General features: G+C 70.7%; 14 protein-coding genes. 8 read left to right on the plus strand and 6 right to left on the minus strand.

Annotation, left to right across the window (positions count from 1 at the left end; genetic code table 11):
• The first annotated feature begins 77 nt into the window (after nt 1–77).
• Entirely contained in the window at nt 78–1,568 is a 1,491-nt protein-coding gene (locus tag ACFVXC_RS31015; RefSeq protein WP_389911861.1) for a cytochrome P450, read from the plus strand.
• Here the strand turns inward: ACFVXC_RS31015 and ACFVXC_RS31020 are convergent.
• From ACFVXC_RS31020 to ACFVXC_RS31035, 4 genes are all read right to left on the minus strand, one after another.
• The gene (locus ACFVXC_RS31020; protein ID WP_389911864.1) at nt 1,562–2,524 is read right to left on the minus strand and encodes a pseudouridine synthase; all 963 of its coding nucleotides are present in this window, start codon (nt 2,522–2,524) and stop codon (nt 1,562–1,564) included. The two genes, ACFVXC_RS31015 and ACFVXC_RS31020, sit on opposite strands and share 7 nt — an antisense overlap.
• Nucleotides 2,525–2,575: 51 nt before the next feature.
• Complete coding sequence (locus ACFVXC_RS31025) at nt 2,576–3,172, minus strand: GNAT family N-acetyltransferase (RefSeq protein ID WP_389911867.1); 597 nt, start codon at nt 3,170–3,172, stop codon at nt 2,576–2,578.
• A 118-nt stretch (nt 3,173–3,290) separates the two neighbouring features.
• The gene (locus tag ACFVXC_RS31030) at nt 3,291–4,133 is read right to left on the minus strand and encodes a siderophore-interacting protein (protein WP_389911870.1); all 843 of its coding nucleotides are present in this window, start codon (nt 4,131–4,133) and stop codon (nt 3,291–3,293) included.
• A gap of 52 nt (nt 4,134–4,185) precedes the next feature.
• A complete protein-coding gene (locus ACFVXC_RS31035; protein ID WP_389912091.1) occupies nt 4,186–5,091 on the minus strand; it encodes a 5'-3' exonuclease H3TH domain-containing protein in 906 nt (301 codons plus the stop codon).
• A gap of 321 nt (nt 5,092–5,412) precedes the next feature.
• Here ACFVXC_RS31035 and ACFVXC_RS31040 point away from each other — a divergent pair, with 321 nt between their 5' ends.
• The 5 genes from ACFVXC_RS31040 (at nt 5,413) to ACFVXC_RS31060 (ending at nt 11,769) form a co-directional block, all read left to right on the plus strand.
• Nucleotides 5,413–6,573, plus strand: coding sequence for a glycine betaine/L-proline ABC transporter ATP-binding protein (locus tag ACFVXC_RS31040; RefSeq protein WP_389911872.1), 1,161 nt, complete (start codon nt 5,413–5,415; stop codon nt 6,571–6,573).
• Nucleotides 6,566–9,178: an ABC transporter permease/substrate binding protein gene (locus ACFVXC_RS31045; RefSeq protein ID WP_389911875.1), complete on the plus strand. Its 2,613-nt coding sequence runs from the start codon at nt 6,566–6,568 to the stop codon at nt 9,176–9,178. Before ACFVXC_RS31040 ends, ACFVXC_RS31045 begins: the two co-directional genes overlap by 8 nt.
• Before the next feature lie 183 nt (nt 9,179–9,361).
• Nucleotides 9,362–10,345: a hypothetical protein gene (locus tag ACFVXC_RS31050; RefSeq protein WP_389911878.1), complete on the plus strand. Its 984-nt coding sequence runs from the start codon at nt 9,362–9,364 to the stop codon at nt 10,343–10,345.
• A gap of 105 nt (nt 10,346–10,450) precedes the next feature.
• Complete coding sequence (locus ACFVXC_RS31055; RefSeq protein ID WP_389911881.1) at nt 10,451–11,023, plus strand: helix-turn-helix domain-containing protein; 573 nt, start codon at nt 10,451–10,453, stop codon at nt 11,021–11,023.
• A 23-nt stretch (nt 11,024–11,046) separates the two neighbouring features.
• A complete protein-coding gene (locus tag ACFVXC_RS31060) occupies nt 11,047–11,769 on the plus strand; it encodes a helical backbone metal receptor (protein WP_389912094.1) in 723 nt (240 codons plus the stop codon).
• 63 nt (nt 11,770–11,832) lie between these two features.
• Here ACFVXC_RS31060 and eno read toward each other — a convergent pair whose 3' ends face one another.
• Complete coding sequence (eno, locus tag ACFVXC_RS31065; RefSeq protein WP_389911884.1) at nt 11,833–13,149, minus strand: phosphopyruvate hydratase; 1,317 nt, start codon at nt 13,147–13,149, stop codon at nt 11,833–11,835.
• 179 nt (nt 13,150–13,328) lie between these two features.
• Here eno and ACFVXC_RS31070 point away from each other — a divergent pair, with 179 nt between their 5' ends.
• Entirely contained in the window at nt 13,329–13,751 is a 423-nt protein-coding gene (locus tag ACFVXC_RS31070) for a MarR family winged helix-turn-helix transcriptional regulator (protein ID WP_389911887.1), read from the plus strand.
• A gap of 16 nt (nt 13,752–13,767) precedes the next feature.
• Here the strand turns inward: ACFVXC_RS31070 and ACFVXC_RS31075 are convergent, their stop codons facing one another.
• Nucleotides 13,768–14,898, minus strand: coding sequence for a TDT family transporter (locus ACFVXC_RS31075; RefSeq protein WP_389911890.1), 1,131 nt, complete (start codon nt 14,896–14,898; stop codon nt 13,768–13,770).
• Nucleotides 14,899–14,968: 70 nt separating this feature from the next.
• On the opposite strand from ACFVXC_RS31075, the gene ACFVXC_RS31080 reads away from it, so the two are divergent.
• Complete coding sequence (locus ACFVXC_RS31080) at nt 14,969–15,919, plus strand: LysR family transcriptional regulator (protein WP_389911893.1); 951 nt, start codon at nt 14,969–14,971, stop codon at nt 15,917–15,919.
• The last annotated feature ends 129 nt before the right edge of the window (nt 15,920–16,048 follow it).

Raw genomic sequence — 16,048 nt, forward strand, 5'->3', positions numbered from 1 at the left:
CCGCAACCGGAATTTCATCCGCAACCGGAATCTCTTCCGAAATCCGGAATCTCTTCCGCAACCCCGGAGCGAAGAACGTGACGACTCCTTCCCACTCTGACCCCGGCATGGAATCCCCGGCCATGCCGCCGCCCGGCTGTCCCGCGCACGGCCTCGGCCCCGGCGGCCTGCGCCGGCTCTACGGGCCCGAGGCGGACACCGACCTCGGTGGTCTGTACGAGAAGCTGCGCGCCGAGCACGGCGCGGTGGCCCCGGCCCTGCTGCACAACGACGTACCCATCTGGGCGGTCCTCGGCCACAGCGAGAACCTCCACATGATCCGTACCCCCTCGCAGTACACCCGCGACTCGCGCCAGTGGCGGGCCGTCCAGGACGGCTCCATGGGCCCCGAGAACCCGCTCGCCCCCGTCGTCACCTGGCAGCCCATGGCCAGTTTCGTGGAGGGCGACGTGCATCAGCGGCTGCGCGACGCGGTCACCGGCGCCATGGCGGGCCTCGACCACCGGGGCATCCGCCGCTCCATCAACCGCTACAGCAACCTCCTGCTCAACGACCTCTGCCAGCGCGGCCGGGCCGACCTGGTGAGCGAATTCGCCGAGCATCTGCCGATGATGGTGATGTGCCATGTCCTCGGCATGCCCGAGGAGTACAACGAGCGGATGGTGCAGGCCGCCCGCGACATGCTCCGGGGCACCGAGACCGCCATCGCCAGCAACGCGTACATCATGGAGGCGCTGATGCGCCTGGTGGCGCGGCGCCGGGCGCAGGCCGAGGAGGACTTCACCAGCAACCTCATCGCGCGGCCGGAGCAGCTCACCGACGAGGAAGTCGGCGCGCACCTGCGGCTCGTGCTCATCGCCGCGTACGAGGCGACGGCCAACCTCATCGCGAACGCGCTGCGCATGGTCCTGACCGACCCGCGCTTCCGCGCCCAGCTCAGCGGCGGTCAGATGACGGTCCCGGAGGCGGTCGAGCAGTCCCTGTGGGACGAGCCGCCGTTCAGCGCCATGATCGGCTACTTCGCCAAGCAGGACACGGAGCTCGGCGGCCAGCAGATCAAGGCGGGCGACGGTCTGATCTTCGGTATCGCGCCGGGCAACGTGGACCCCGTCGTACGTCCCGACCTCGCCGCCAACATGCAGGGCAACCGCTCGCATCTGGCGTTCGGCGGCGGGCCGCACGAGTGTCCGGGGCAGGACATCGGCCGTGCCATCGCCGACACGGGTGTGGACGCGCTCCTCATGCGCTTCCCGGATGTGGAACTCGCCGTCGAGGAACACGAGTTGAGGTGGACCTCGTCGATTCTCTCCGGGCACCTGGTGGCGCTTCCGGTGCAGTTCTCGCCGCGGCCTCCGCAGGACGTGATGGCGCGGCCCATGGCGCGGGTGCCCGACGCGCGAGGCGACTGGCAGGTGTCGTCCCCGACGCCGCGGGCCGCGCAGCCGGCGACGTCGCAGCCGGTGCCGCCGCCCGCAGGACCGCCGCCCGTGCCGGAGTCCGCACCGGCGGCGTCCGTGCCGCGCCAGGGGGCGTGGCGGCGGCTCGTCACCTGGTGGCGGGGTTACTGACCGCCCGCTGACGGGTTCGCCCAGCTGTCGTACGCGGCCCAGGCGCCCAACTCGCGCGCGCTGACGAAGCGATGGCCGACGCCCGTGACGGGGTCGGTGAACTCCAGGACGCGGGACAGGAGTTGAAGGGGCCGCCGGAAGTCGTCCGGCGGCACCGGCCCTCTCACTAGCGGGTAGAGCGGATCGCCGAGGATCGGCAGGCCCAGGGTGTTCATATGGACGCGCAGCTGGTGGGTGCGGCCGGTGTGCGGGATGAGCCGGTAGCGCGCCAACTCGCCCTGCCGGTCGGCTAGTTCGATGCGGGTCTCGCTGTTGGGCTCGGCGTCGGGGACTTCGTACGCGGCGATGACGCCGCGCTCCTTCACGATATGGCTGCGCGTGGTGCGGGGAAGTTCGACTCCGGGGTCGTGGGCGGCCACGGCCTCGTACTCCTTGCGCACCCGCCGCTCGCCGAACAGCGTCTGGTACGCGCCCCGTTCCTCGGGACGCACGGTGAAGAGGATCAGCCCGGCGGTGAGCCGGTCGAGACGGTGCGCGGCGCCGAGCGCGGGGATGCCGAGATCGCTGCGGAGCCGGGCCAGCGCGGTCTCGACGACGTGGCTGCCGCGGGGTGTGGTCGCCAGGAAATGGGGCTTGTCGGCAACGACGATGTGCTCGTCGCGGTAGACGACGTCGATGCCGTACGGCACCGGAACCTCGTCCGGCGGATCCCGGTGGAACCACACGAAGGCGCTGGGCACATAGGGGGCGTCCGGCGCCACGGGAATCCCGTCCGCCCCGACGACGAGCCCGTCCCGCAGCATCCCGTCGATCACGCCGGGCCCGGCCTTGAGCCGCTCGACGAGATGGTCCCGTACGGTCGCCCAGGTTCCGTCGGCGGGCAGCTTGACCCGCATGGGGTCGATGCCGCGCCGCTGCGGCAGGGGAGAGGGCGGGATGCGGGGCTTACGGGTCACAACGGGCAAGAATACGGGGCCCGGCGGCAGCGCCCTACCGTTCTCCCCAGGTCAGCGGGGTGCTGGCTGGTCCCCTTGTACGCGGGCGTGCAGATGCATGTCGTGCCAGCCGTCCGCGTGCAGGACCGCGCTGCGCTTGGTGCCCTCCGGCGCGAAGCCCGTCTTGAGCGCGACGCGGCAGGAGGCTTCGTTGGCCACCGCATGGGTGAGTTCGAGGCGGTGCAGGCCCACTTCACCGAAGGCCCAGTCGCTCAGCGCGCCGAGGGCGCGCGGGGCGACGCCCCGGCCGCGGGCGGCGGGCATGGTCCAGTAGGCGACTTCGGCCTGGCCGTCGCCGAGCACGATGAGGCGCAGCGCGATCCGGCCCACCAACGTGTCCGTCGTGGCGTCGGCGATGGCCCAGTACGCGTCGCGCTCCTGGGGCCAGGCCTGACGCCAGCCGTCGATCCAGCCCCGGGCCTCGTCGACGGAATCGGCGTCGCGCGCGTGCCAGCGCTGGATCACCGGGTCCTGGAAAGCCTCGTACACGGCGGGCGCGTCGTCGGGCGACCAGGGTCGGATGACAAGACCGCCGGGGACGGGGATGGCCGGCTGCTTCTTACTGGCGAAGGTGCCTGACGGAACGACGTCAGGGATCTTGGAGGGCATTCGGGCATGGTGCCAGCGCGCGACAGTGGGGGAAACCGGTTTTGGTACCACCTCGTCCGCGGGCTGGTGGGGGCTTGTCGCGGCGCTCCCCGCGCCCCTGCCGGGACCACCCGCAGGGTCACGCCGAGGGCACCGACTCCTGCTCCGCCTCCACCTGCGCGTTCCAGTCGCGCTTGGACGCCTGCCAGCCGTCCTCGTTGTGGCCAAGACGCCAGTACCCGGAGATCGAGAGGCGCTCGCGGGGCACCTCGCGCTCCATGCGGAGGTAGCGGCGGAGCTCCTTCACGAATCCGGCCTCGCCGTGCACGAACGCCTGCACGTCGCCCGCCGGGAAGTCGAGGGAGCGTACGGCCTCGACGAGGGCCTCGCCGACGGGGCGCTGCCCGCGGTGCAGCCACTGGATCTCCGCGGCCGAGTCGACCTTCTGCTCCTCGTCCGCGTCGGCGACCTCCACGAAGGCGTACGCCTTGGCGCCGTCGGGCAGTGCTTCGAGGGCTGCGGCGATCGCGGGCAGCGCGCTCTCGTCACCGGCGATCAGGTGCCAGTCGGCCTCGGCGTCCGGGGCGTACCCGCCGCCCGGGCCGAGGAAGTGGATCGTGGCGCCCGGCTGGACGCTCTTGGCCCACGGTCCCGCCAGGCCCTCGTCGCCGTGGACGACGAAGTCGACGGCGAGCTCGCGGGAGCGCGGGTCCCAGGAGCGCACCGTGTACGTACGCGTCACGGGCCACTGGTCGCGGGGGAACTCCTCGCGGATCCGCTGGATGTCGAAGGGCTCCGGGTAGGTCACGCCCGGAGCACCGAAGAGCAGCTTCACGTAGTGATCGGTGGAGTCGCCCGCCGTGAACTCGGCGAGCCCCTCGCCGCCCAGGATCACGCGCTGCATGTGCGGGGTGAGGCGCTCGGTGCGCACCACCTCTGCGAGGTGGGTCTTCTGTGCCTTGCGTGCCGGACGTTCTGCCATGGCGGCGGCCTCCCCTGATCAAATGCTGCTTAGGCTTACCTAAGCTAACACCTCAGCCTTGGAGAGTCGTGAGCAATCGCTTCAGTGCCCCACCGAGGCCCCACCGGGCGGCCAGCTCGTCCAGGGCCGCGGGATCACGGGGCTCGCCCGGAAGCGCGAGGTCCACGTCCGGCAGCGGTACGTCGCCCGCGACGCGGACCACCGTCGGCGCGACGGCCACATAAGCGCGGGACTCGTCGAGCCGCTTGCGCTGGGAGGGCGTCAGCTTGCTCTTCGGGTCGTCCACGGCGGCCATGATTCCGGCCAGATTCCCGTACGCGTCGAGCAGCTTGGCCGCTGTCTTCTCGCCAATGCCGGGCACGCCGGGCAGGCCGTCGCTCGGGTCGCCGCGCAGCAGGGCCAGGTCGACGTAGCCGGAGCCGTCCACTCCGTACTTCTCGCGGAGCCAGGCCTCGTCCGTGAGCTGGAGGGAGCCGACGCCCTTGAGGGGGTAGAGGACGCGGATGCCGCGCTCGTCGTCGACCAGCTGATAGAGGTCGCGGTCGCCGGTGACGATGTCGACCGGGCCGGTGGCGCGGCCTGCGTAGGTGCCGATGACGTCGTCCGCCTCGTACGACGGAACGCCGACGCGGGCGATGCCGAGCGCGTCCAGGACGTCCTCGATGATGGGGACCTGTGGCGCGAGGGTGTCCGGGGTCTCCTCGGCGTCCGGGCCCTGCTCGACCTCCTCGGCGACGCGATGCGCCTTGTACGACGGGATCAGCTCGACCCGCCAGTGCGGGCGCCAGTCCGCGTCCATGCAGGCGACCAGGTCGTCGGGGCGGTGGTCCTGGACGAGCCGGGCGATGAAGTCGAGCAGCCCGCGCACCGCGTTGACCGGTGTGCCGTCCGGGGCCTTCACGGAGTCGGGGACCCCGAAATAGGCGCGGTAGTACAGGGACGCCGTGTCGAGCAGCATGAGCCGTCGCGTTCGCTGAGTCACCTTCGCATCATGCCGCACGGCACTGACAGTGGACCGGCTCCGGCTCCGTCAAGGTGTTGTTTCCGCCCCGGTGGAGAGGGGCCTGATCGTGGTGCGTCGCGGGGGACTGAAGTGAACAGGATGTGAACTGGGTCACTCTTGCGTTTGTTCTGTGTAAGTCGGGGCAGGCGCCGAGCCGGAGCGCCTCCGGTCGAGAATTCAACTATTTCACCGGGCAAATAGCGGGCAGAAACCGCGTCGCTCCACGGCCCGCCGGCGGGGGAGGCGGGCCGTCTTGGTTCAACCCGAGAGGTGTATGTGTCCAGGCTGCAAGCCGAACACCTGTACAAGGTATTCGGCAGACGACCCGCTGACGCGGTGGAGAAACTCCGCCACGGAACCGACCGAGAGGAACTGCGCGCCGAAGGCACCACCGCGGCCGTGATCGACGCTTCCTTCACGGTCGAGCCGGGCCAGATCTTCGTCGTCATGGGTCTCTCCGGATCCGGCAAGTCCACGTTGCTGCGCATGCTCAACGGCCTGTCGGAGCCGACGGCCGGGCAGGTGCTCTTCGAAGGTCAGGACCTGACCGGACTGAGCCCGCGTGAGCTGCGCGAGGTGCGCTCCAAGAAGATCAGCATGGTCTTCCAGCACTTCGCGCTCTTCCCGCACCGCAGTGTCCTCGAGAACGCCGGTTACGGCCTTGAGGTGCAGGGCGTGCCGCGCGCCGAGCGCGAGGAGCGCGCCACGGTGGCGCTCGAACTCGCGGGACTCAAGGGCTGGGAGAAGTCCTGGCCCGACGAGCTGTCCGGCGGTATGCAGCAGCGTGTGGGCCTGGCCCGCGCGCTCGCCACCGACGCGGACCTGCTCCTCATGGACGAGTCGTTCAGCGCGCTCGACCCGCTGATCCGCCGTGACATGCAGGACCAGCTCCTCGAGCTCCAGAAGCGGCTGAAGAAGACCATCGTCTTCATCACCCACGACCTGAACGAGGCCATGCGCCTGGGCGACCAGATCGCCGTCATGCGCGACGGCGAGATCGTCCAGATCGGCAACGCCGAGGACATCCTGGTCACCCCGGCCAACGACTACGTCGCCGCGTTCACGCAGGACGTCGACCGCTCCCGTGTCCTCACGGCGGGCGCGATCATGGCCGAGCCCGAGACCGCGTTCGGCACCAGGACGGCCGACGGCAAGGAGCTGAAGACCGCACAGGACGTGCTGTCCGAGGCCCCCGCCACGGTCAAGGCCGGGACGCCGATCATCGAGCTGTTCACGCCGTGCTCCACCAGTGACGTGCCCGTCGCCGTGACCGACGACGAGGGCAAGCTCACCGGCGTCGTGCCGCGAGCGCGGTTGCTCGCGGTGCTCGGCGAGCCGATGACCCCCCAGAACGAGGCGCAGGACGACGCTGTCCCGCTCGACAAGGCGCAGGACAACGGCGGACAGGCCGTGGGCAAGGTGGTCAGCGGTGCCTAGGATTCCCTTCGGCGAGTGGGTCAACGACAGCGTCGACTGGCTGCTCAGCCACATGGCCTGGCTGTTCGACTTCTTCCAGACCGTCTTCCAGGGCGCGTACGACGGCATATCCGACGTGCTCCAGGCGCCCGAGCCGCTGCTTCTCGCGGGCATCTTCGCCGTCATCGCGTTCTGGCTGCGGGGTGCGATCGCCGGTGTGCTGACGTTCGCGGGCTTCGCGTTCATCGTCTCGCTCGAACTGTGGGACCACGCGATGATGACGCTGGCCCTGGTGCTCGTCTCGACGATCATCGCGCTGCTCATCTCCGTGCCCGTGGGTATCTGGGCGGCCCGGTCGAGCACGGTCAGCGGCATCGTCCGCCCGGTGCTCGACTTCATGCAGACGCTGCCGGCGATGATCTACCTCATCCCCGCCATCCTCTTCTTCGGAATGGGCGCCCCCGCGGGCATCGTCGCCACCCTGATCTTCGCCCTGGCCCCCGGCGTCCGTATGACGGAGCTGGGCATCCGCCAGGTGGACAAGGAACTGGTCGAGGCCGCAGACGCGTTCGGCACCACGCCGCGCGACATCCTGCTGCGTGTCCAGCTGCCCCTCGCGCTTCCCACGATCATGGCCGGTGTCAACCAGGTCATCATGCTGGGTCTGTCCATGGCCGCCATCGCGGGCATGGTCGGCACGGAGGGCCTTGGCGCCGACGTCAACGAGGCCATCGGCCAGCTCAACGTCGGCCTCGGCTCCGAGGCGGGCGTCGCGATCGTCATCCTGGCGATCTACCTGGACCGGATGACCAGCTCGCTCGGCAGCCAGGTCTCCCCGCTCGGCCGTCGCGCCGTCGCGAAGCTGCGTGCCGCGCAGGGCCTGAACATCTTCACCTACCGCCCGCAGGCCGCCGTCGCGGTCATCGGTGTGGTCGTCCTCGCGCTCGTCGCGGGCGGCATGGGCGTCTTCGGCGGCTCCGCGTCCGACGAGACCACCGCGGACTCGAAGAACGTCGGCCAGGGCAAGGAAGTCAACATCGGCTACATCCCCTGGGACGAGGGCGTGGCCTCCACCTTCCTCTGGAAGGAGATCCTGGAGCAGCGCGGCTTCAAGGCGCAGACCAAGCAGCTGGAGGCCGGTCCGCTGTACACCTCGCTCTCGCAGGGCAGCATCGACTTCCAGACCGACTCCTGGCTGCCGACGACGCACGCCGCGTACTGGAAGAAGTACGGCAAGGAGCTCGAGGACATGGGCTCGTGGTTCGGCCCGACCTCGCTCGAGCTCTCCGTGCCCTCGTACGTGAAGGGCGTCGACTCGCTCGAGGACCTCAAGGGCAAGAGCGGCAAGTTCAAGGGCAAGATCGTCGGCATCGAGCCGAGCGCCGGAATGATGGGGCTGCTCAAGGACAAGGTCCTCAAGGAGTACGGCCTCGACAAGGAGTACAAGGTCGTCGACGGCTCCACCCCGGCCATGCTGGCCGAGCTGAAGCGCGCGTACGCCAAGAAGGAACCGATCGTCACCACGCTCTGGTCGCCGCACTGGGCGTACAGCGACTTCGAGCTGAAGAAGCTCAAGGACCCGAAGGGTGCCTGGGGCAAGGGCGACGGCGTGCACACGCTCGCGCGCAAGGGCTTCTCCGACGAGAACCCCCAGGTCGCCAAGTGGCTCAAGGACTTCAAGATGAGCGAGAAGCAGCTCACGGACCTTGAGGCGGAGATCAACAAGGCGGGCAAGGGCAAGCAGCAGGAAGCCGTCCGTGCCTGGCTGAAGAAGAACCCGGGTGTCGTCAACAAGCTGGCCCCGCTGCCGAAGAACACCACCCCGGCCGAGGCGAAGCGTCCGCTGAACACCGCGTACTTCGCGTGGGACGAGAACATCGCCGTCACCAATCTCTGGAAGCGTGTTCTGGAGAAGCGCGGCTACAAGATGAATCTGAAGCCGTCCGACGTCGGCCCGGTCTACACCGGTCTCGCCCAGGGCGACCTCGACCTGGATCTCGACGCCTGGCTGCCGACGGCCCAGAAGCAGTACTGGGACAAGAACAAGGCGAATCTCAAGGATCTGGGCTCCTGGTACAGCCCGACGTCCCTTGAGATCGCCGTCCCGTCCTACGTCAAGGGCGTGAAGTCGCTCGAGGACCTCAAGGGCAAGGGCGACAAGTTCAAGGGCAAGATCATCGGCATCGAGCCCGGCACGGGTGTGATGACGGCGCTCAAGAACAAGGTCCTGCCCGGCTACGGCCTCGACAAGGAGTACAAGATCGTCTCCGGTTCGACGCCCGCGATGCTCTCGGAGCTGAAGTCGGCGTACGCCAAGAAGGAGCCGGTCGCGGTCCTGCTCTGGTCGCCGCACTGGGCGTACAACGAGTACAAGCTCACCAAGCTGAAGGACCCCAAGGTCGGCTTCGGCAAGGGCGACACGATCCGGACGATCTCCAGCAAGGAGTTCCCCAAGCAGTACCCGCAGCTCACGAAGTGGCTCAAGGACTTCAAGATGAGCGAGAAGGAACTGGCCAGCCTGGAGAACGAGATCAACAAGGCGGGCAAGGGCAGTGAGCCCAAGGCCGTCGACGCCTGGCTGAAGAAGAACCCGGGCTTCGAGCAGAAGATGACTCCGCAGTCATAGTTCCGCAGTCCTGACTCTGCACCGCTGAACTCGCTGAATTCGCCGAGTCCGCTGAATTCGCTGAGTCACCCCGAGGGGTGGGCCTCGTCCTTGTGGCGAAGCCCACCCCTCGCGGCGTTCCCGGGGACACTCCCGCTCCCTAGGCTGGGCACCCTCCCGCCACTCGAACGTAAGTGCCCCTCCGTGACCGCCCATGCGACGCCCCGCCTCCTCCTCACCGTGGCCCTCGCCCTCGTCGCCGCCCTGTTCCTGGCGCACCTGGCCGACGCGAGCCCCGCACCGGCCTCCGCGGGCACCGCGCGTCTCGCCGGACTGGCGGGCGACGTGCGCACCGCCGACGGCCACCGCTACGACACGCGGGACGACACCGGCCGCACCATGGACGCCGCCCAGATCGCACAGACCCCCGACGGCACGTACCTGGCCGTCTACCACACCCTCCTGGACGACGGCCGCTTCCACGCCGCCGTCGCCACCTCCGCCGATCTGCGGCACTGGCACCGCCACCACGACTTCGGGCCAGGCACCCACCAGGCGTCGCTCGCCGACGACGGGCGCGGCGGATACGTCCTCGCGTACGAGAAGGACCCGCGGAACCACATCGCCGTACGCGCGTACGGCGACGAGGCGGCGCTGCTGCACGGGCGCGCCGAGCGTGCCTACGACGCGCCGCGCACCCTCTCGCGGTGCGCCGAGGGCACGCCGAGCATCACCGCCGTACGCGGGAACACGATCGAGCTGACCGGGCACTACCGCGCGGACTGCGACACCGACCGCCAGCTGCGCGCCACCCTCACCGGGTTCCGCGACTGGCACGCGGCGCCGGACCGGCGGCTCGACCGGGCGCTTCAGGCGTGGGGCAACGGCGGGAACCTCGGGGACCGTGCGCCGGTCGAGCTCGAAGGGCAACGGGTGCTGCTCGTGGAGGGACAGCGCTCGCGGGGCGACTTCGGGAGCTGGCGCACGTACGCGTACGACCCCGCGAGCGGCAGGGCCGACCGGCTCGCCGTCTCCACGCACGGCGGGAGCCGCGCCTTCGCCAATCCGTCGGCGACCCTCGTCACCGACCCGCGGGGCAGGCCCGCCCTGCTGGTCAGCCTGTTCATACCGGGGCAGGGAGCGGCCCCCGGAGAGGCGGGTCAGCTTGTCTACTGGCACAAGCTGTAGAAGGCGGTCTGCGCAACGGGGCGAAACCGTTTGGCGAACATGCGTAGGGTGCAGAAAACCCATCAGGGTTGAGAGTGGACCGACGCGCAGAAGGGAGCCGAGGCGATGGACGAGCAGAAGGAAACCCTCCGGGTGGGCTCGGCCGTGCGGCGCCGCCGCCGGCAGCTGGAGCTCACACTCGCCGTGGTGGCCGAGCGCAGCGGTCTCTCGGTGCCCTTCCTGAGCCAGGTCGAGAACGAGCGGGCGCGGCCCAGCAGCCGTTCCCTGCAGCGTGTCGCCGACGCCCTCCTGACGACCGACGTCGAACTGCTCGCCGCCGCGGATCCCGCGTGCACGGTCGACCTGATGCGCGCCGGCGACGGCGAGGGGGAGGGCTCATCGCCTGCCGCCCGCGTACGCAATCTGGTGCGCGGTCACCACCAGCTGCACGCCGTCGAGTTCACCGGCGACCACGACGAGGGACGTGAGTTCCAGCACCGCAACGACGAGTTGATGTACGTGATCGGCGGCGCCGTCGAGGTCGAGGCGGAGGGCAGGGCCTACCGGCTCGGGCGCGGCGACAGCCTGTATCTGACGGGCGGGGTGCGGCACAGGTGGCGGGCGACCGTGCCGGACAGCCAGGTGCTCGTGGTGGCCGTCGGTGATCACATCGAAGCGGTGGACGGCTCGCGGCGCTGAGGGGGGATCGCTCCGTGGCCGGAGTGCGCGTCGTCTCGCTGGTGCCCTCGTTGACGGAGGCGGTCGCCGTCAGTGTGCCGGGAGCGCTGGTGGGCGCCACGGAGTGGTGCAGCCATCCGGAGGACCTCGACGACCTCGGCGTCGTCCGTGTCGGCGGCACGAAGAACCCTGACGTGCCCCGGATCATCGGCCTGGCCCCGGACCTGGTGATCGCCAACGAGGAGGAGAACCGCGAACCGGATCTCGCCGCGCTGCGGGCGGCGGGGGTCGAGGTGCTCGTGACGGAGGTACGCGATCTGCCCGGCGCCTTCCGCGAGCTGGCCCGGGTGCTTGCCGCCTGCGGGGCGGGGCGGCCCGGCTGGCTTGACGAGGCCGAGACCGCCTGGGATCAACTCCCCTCGCCGGAAGCCCGGTTGACGGCGGTGATTCCCGTCTGGCGGCGCCCCTGGATGGTCCTGGGCCGCGACACGTTCGCCGGGGACCTGCTGCGGCGCCTCGGCGTCGACAACGCGTACGCGACGCACGAGGAGCGCTATCCGCGTATTCCGGTCGAGGAACTGCGCTCCGTCGCCCCGGACGTGATGGTCCTGCCCGACGAGCCCTACCGCTTCACCCGCCAGGACGGCCCCGAGGAGTTCACCGCGCCGTCGGCGCTCGTCAGTGGCCGCCACCTCACGTGGTACGGCCCGTCGCTCGCGCAGGCGCCCGCCTCGCTCGGTGCGGCACTGCGAGCGGCCCGTCCGTGACCGGCTGGTGCGGGGCCCCGATCGTGATCGGGGCCCCGCACGATCCCTACCGCTGCCTGCCGCTCACGCCCGACGCAGTGCGGAGCGGCCCGCGAAGCGCGCCGACTCGCCCAACTCCTCCTCGATCCGGATCAGTTGGTTGTACTTCGCCGTGCGATCGGAGCGGGAGAGCGAACCGGTCTTGATCTGGCCGCAGCCGGTCGCCACCGCCAGGTCCGCGATGGTGGTGTCCTCCGTCTCGCCCGAGCGGTGCGACATGACGGCCGTCCAGCCCGCCTGCTGGGCCGTGGCCACCGCGGCGAGGGCCTCCGTCAGGGTCCCGATCTGATTGACCTTGACCAGGACCGAGTTGGCGACGCCGGTGCGGATGCCCTCGCGCAGCAGCGTCTCGTTGGTGCAGAAGACGTCGTCGCCGGTGAGCTGGCAGCGGTCGCCGACGCGGGCGGTCAGTTCGCGCCAGCCGTCCAGGTCGTTCTCCGCCATGGGGTCCTCGATGGAGACGATCGGGTAGGCGTCGATGAGCTTCGTCAGGTAGTCGGCGTTCTCGGAGGGGGTGCGGCGGACCCCCTCGCCCGTGTAGTCGTACACCCCATCGCGGAAGAACTCCGACGACGCCGGGTCCATCATCAGGCCGATGTCCGTGCCGGGGCGGTAGCCGGTGCGCTCGATGGCGGTCATCACGAAGTCGAGCGCCTCCTCGGCGGTACGCAGCGCGGGCGCGAAGCCGCCCTCGTCACCGACGCCCGTGGAGTGCCCTGCGGCCAGCAGGTCGCGGCGCAGGGTGTGGAAGACCTCGCTGCCCATGCGGACGGCTTCGGCGAAGGTGTCCGCGCCCACGGGCGCGATCATGAACTCCTGGAAATCCAGCGGGTTGTCGGCGTGGGCGCCGCCGTTGACGATGTTCATCATCGGCAGCGGCAGGAGGTGGGCGTCGGCGCCGCCGAGGTAGCGGTAGAGGGGCTGGCGGCAGGCCGCGGCGGCGGCCTTGGCGGCGGCGAGGGAGACTCCGAGGATCGCGTTGGCGCCGAGCCGGGACTTCGTGGCGGTGCCGTCGAGGGCGACGAGGGCGGCGTCGAGGCCCGCCTGGTCCGCCCCGTCCCGGCCGCGCACGGACGCCGCGATCTCGCCGTTGACATGGGCCACCGCGCGGTCGACGCCCTTGCCGTGCCAGCGCGAGGAGTCTCCGTCGCGCAGCTCCACGGCCTCGCGGGCGCCGGTGGAGGCACCGGAGGGGACGGCCGCGCGCCCCAGGGACCCGTCGGCCAGGACGACGTCGACCTCGACCGTGGGGTTGCCCCGGCTGTCGATGATCCGGCGGGCGGTGACGGCCTCGATGGCGGTGTCTGCGGTTTCGGCGGGTTCGACTGCCTTTTCGGGCATGGGAGTTCCTCCCCGTTGTCGTGTGCCGTGGCCCCGGCTGCGACAACGCTGGCGCTGAGCCCGACAACGCCAAACATTACAGCAATGCTGCTCAGTTCTGCTGTGCAGTTTCGCTGTACAGCACTGCTGTGCAGGTCAGGTGCACAGCTTTGCTGAGCAGCGACGGGGTAAAGTGCCCTATGCCCACCCCGGAAGCCGCCGCCATCGCCGCAGAACTGCGTACCGCGATGGGCAAGCTCACCCGACGCGTCAAGCACGAGGACCACATCCCGCTCGGCCAGGTCGCCGTGCTCGGCGCACTCGACCGCGACGGCGCCATGACCACCAGCGACCTCGCAGCCGACCAGCGCGTCCGTCCCCAGTCGATGGCCAGGGCGGTGGGGCTGCTCATGGAACAGAACCTGATCACGCGCCGGGGACACCCCACGGACGGCCGCAAGTCGCTGGTCGACCTCTCGGACGAGGGCAGGGCCGCGCTCGAAGCGGAGCGCGGCCGCAGGGCCGGTTGGCTCGCGCAGGCCATCGAGGCCGAACTCACGGATGAGGAGCGGGCGTTGCTGGCCCGGAGCGCCGCCCTGCTGGAGCGGCTCGCCGCGCGCTAGCGCCGGACAGGCGGCGTTACAGGGGCGCCGCGAGCAGCTTGCCGCTGATCACGCCGCGCAGAGTCTGCGTGAGCGCCACCGCCCAGGCCGTCACCAGCAGGGCGTACAAGGCGAGTGCCAGCCAGTCGTAGACCGCGAGGCCGGTGTGCTTGCCCAGCCCCTCGGCGCCCGTGACGCACGTGCCGACGGGGAACGTGAACGCCCACCAGGTCATCGCGAAGCCCATGCCCCGGCGTCGGGCCCGCACCACCATCGCGCCCGCGAGCGCGAGCCACAGCAGGGCGAAGCCCATCACCGGGACGCCGTAGAGCACGGCGAAGACGGCGAAGCCCTGGTCGTACGGGGCCGGGACGACGCCTGTCGCGGCGGTGTCCGCGAACTTGTTCACGGCTGTCGTCGACTGGCCGAGCGGGCCGAGCACCAGGAAGAGCGTCGGTGTGAGCGCCAGCGGGAACGGGCCGCCGGTCAGCAGGCGGGCGAAGATCAGCGGCAGCATCACCAGGGTGGCGAGCAGGCTCAGGCCGAACATCGCCAGGCAGCCGAAGAGGAGTGTCTCCTGGGCCTGACCCGCCGGGAGGTGGGGCACCAGGAGGGGGCCGAGTGCGGCGGACACCATGGGCGCCACCAGGGGGAGCAGCCAGACGGGCGATGCCTGGCCCGGCTCCGTGCGGTGCCTGACCACCATCAGGTACGGGATCGCGACGGCGGCCGCGAGACCGATGGCCGTACCGGCCACGAAGAGCACGGCGTCCAGCGCGACCGCCGCGCTCGTGCCGATCCAGTCCTCGCCCACGAGGAGGGCGCCGCCGCCGACCGCGAGCAGGGCCATGGAGAGACAGCCGTAGAAGGGGGCGACGGCCGGATCGAGGAGGTGGGCGCGGGCCTGGTCGCGGTGGTGGATCCAGTGCAGGGTCCGGGCGCCGATGAGTGCGACCAGCATGATCAGGGAGAGCGCCCAGATCGCGGTGCAGGCCGTCCGCAGGCCGGGGATGTGGACCGGCAGGGTCGCGCCCGCGCCGGCGATGATCGCCGTGCCCATGACGGTGGCGTACCAGTTCGGGCCGAGGTGGCGGGTGGCGAGAGCGGTGCGAGGAGTGGTGGGGACGGCGGTGTGCGGGGGTGCCTGCTGGTGGGCGACGGTGACCATGAGTCCACGGTCGCCGTTCGGCGGGCCCCCCACCAGGAGGCATCTTCGTATGAGGGCATAACCTGGGCTTATGGGTAGGTCTTCTGGTTTCGCCGGTGCGTCCGATACGTCGCCGGGTGCGGCGCCGCTCGCTCACCGGGTGCCGGACCTCGGTGCGCTCGAACTGCTGCTCGCCGTGGCGCGGCTCGGCAGTCTGGGGCGGGCGGCGAAGGAGCTGGGCATCACGCAGCCCGCCGCGAGCAGCCGCGTCCGGTCGATGGAGCGGCAGCTCGGGGTCGCGCTCGTCGACCGGTCGCCGCGCGGCTCGCAGCTCACGGACGCGGGGGCGCTCGTCACTGACTGGGCGCGGCGGATCGTGGAGGCGGCGGAGGCGTTCGACGCGGGGGCGCAGGCGCTGCGCGACCGGCGGGACTCGCGGCTGCGGGTCGCGGCGAGCATGACGATCGCCGAGTATCTGCTGCCGGGCTGGCTGATCGCGCTGCGGACGCAGCGGCCGGACACGGCGGTGTCGTTGACGGCGGGCAACTCGGCCGCGGTCGCCGAGCGGCTCATCGCGGGCGACGCGGACCTCGGCTTCGTCGAGGGGCTCACGGTGCCGACCGGCCTGGACTCGGCGGTCATCGCGCACGACAGCCTGATCGTCGTCACGGCGCCGGGACACGCCTGGGCCCGGCGCGGAAGGCCGCTGGGGGCGGCGGAGCTGGCGGCCACGCCGCTGATTCTCCGGGAGGAGGGCTCCGGGACCCGGCAAGTCCTCGACGCCGCTCTGGGCGGACTCGCCCGCCCGCTGATCGAGCTGTCGTCCACCACGGCGGTGAAGGCGTCGGCGGTGAACGGGGCCGGGCCCGCGGTGCTGAGTGAGCTAGCGGTGGGCGAGGAGCTGTCGGCCCGGCGCCTGGTGGAGATCCCCCTGGCGGGGGTTCGGCTGCGCCGGGCCCTTCGTGCGGTGTGGCCCACGGGGCACCGCCCTACCGGGCCTGCGCGGGATCTGCTGTCGCTTACTCGGGCGGGGGTGCTCTAACCGGGCGGGGTCGCCTTCACCCGGAGGGGTGGTCGCCTTCGGCGGGATTTCTTCCGCCCGCCCGCTCGCCCGGCCACCCACCCACCTACCTATCCGATTACCGTGCCTGGTGAGGGTGCGGCGTCCCGC

Source organism: Streptomyces sp. NPDC058257 (assembly GCF_042881845.1).
Taxonomy (GTDB): domain Bacteria; phylum Actinomycetota; class Actinomycetes; order Streptomycetales; family Streptomycetaceae; genus Streptomyces.

Bases quoted from the DNA above. Each gene is read 5' to 3' on its own strand.
- eno (WP_389911884.1), bottom strand. From the start codon at position 13,149: ATGCCCGAAAAGGCAGTCGAACCCGCCGAAACCGCAGACACCGCCATC.
- ACFVXC_RS31055 (WP_389911881.1), top strand. From the start codon at position 10,451: ATGGACGAGCAGAAGGAAACCCTCCGGGTGGGCTCGGCCGTGCGGCGC.
- ACFVXC_RS31070 (WP_389911887.1), top strand. From the start codon at position 13,329: ATGCCCACCCCGGAAGCCGCCGCCATCGCCGCAGAACTGCGTACCGCG.
- ACFVXC_RS31080 (WP_389911893.1), top strand. From the start codon at position 14,969: ATGGGTAGGTCTTCTGGTTTCGCCGGTGCGTCCGATACGTCGCCGGGT.
- ACFVXC_RS31030 (WP_389911870.1), bottom strand. From the start codon at position 4,133: ATGGCAGAACGTCCGGCACGCAAGGCACAGAAGACCCACCTCGCAGAG.
- ACFVXC_RS31075 (WP_389911890.1), bottom strand. From the start codon at position 14,898: ATGGTCACCGTCGCCCACCAGCAGGCACCCCCGCACACCGCCGTCCCC.
- ACFVXC_RS31025 (WP_389911867.1), bottom strand. From the start codon at position 3,172: ATGCCCTCCAAGATCCCTGACGTCGTTCCGTCAGGCACCTTCGCCAGT.
- ACFVXC_RS31035 (WP_389912091.1), bottom strand. From the start codon at position 5,091: ATGCTGCTCGACACGGCGTCCCTGTACTACCGCGCCTATTTCGGGGTC.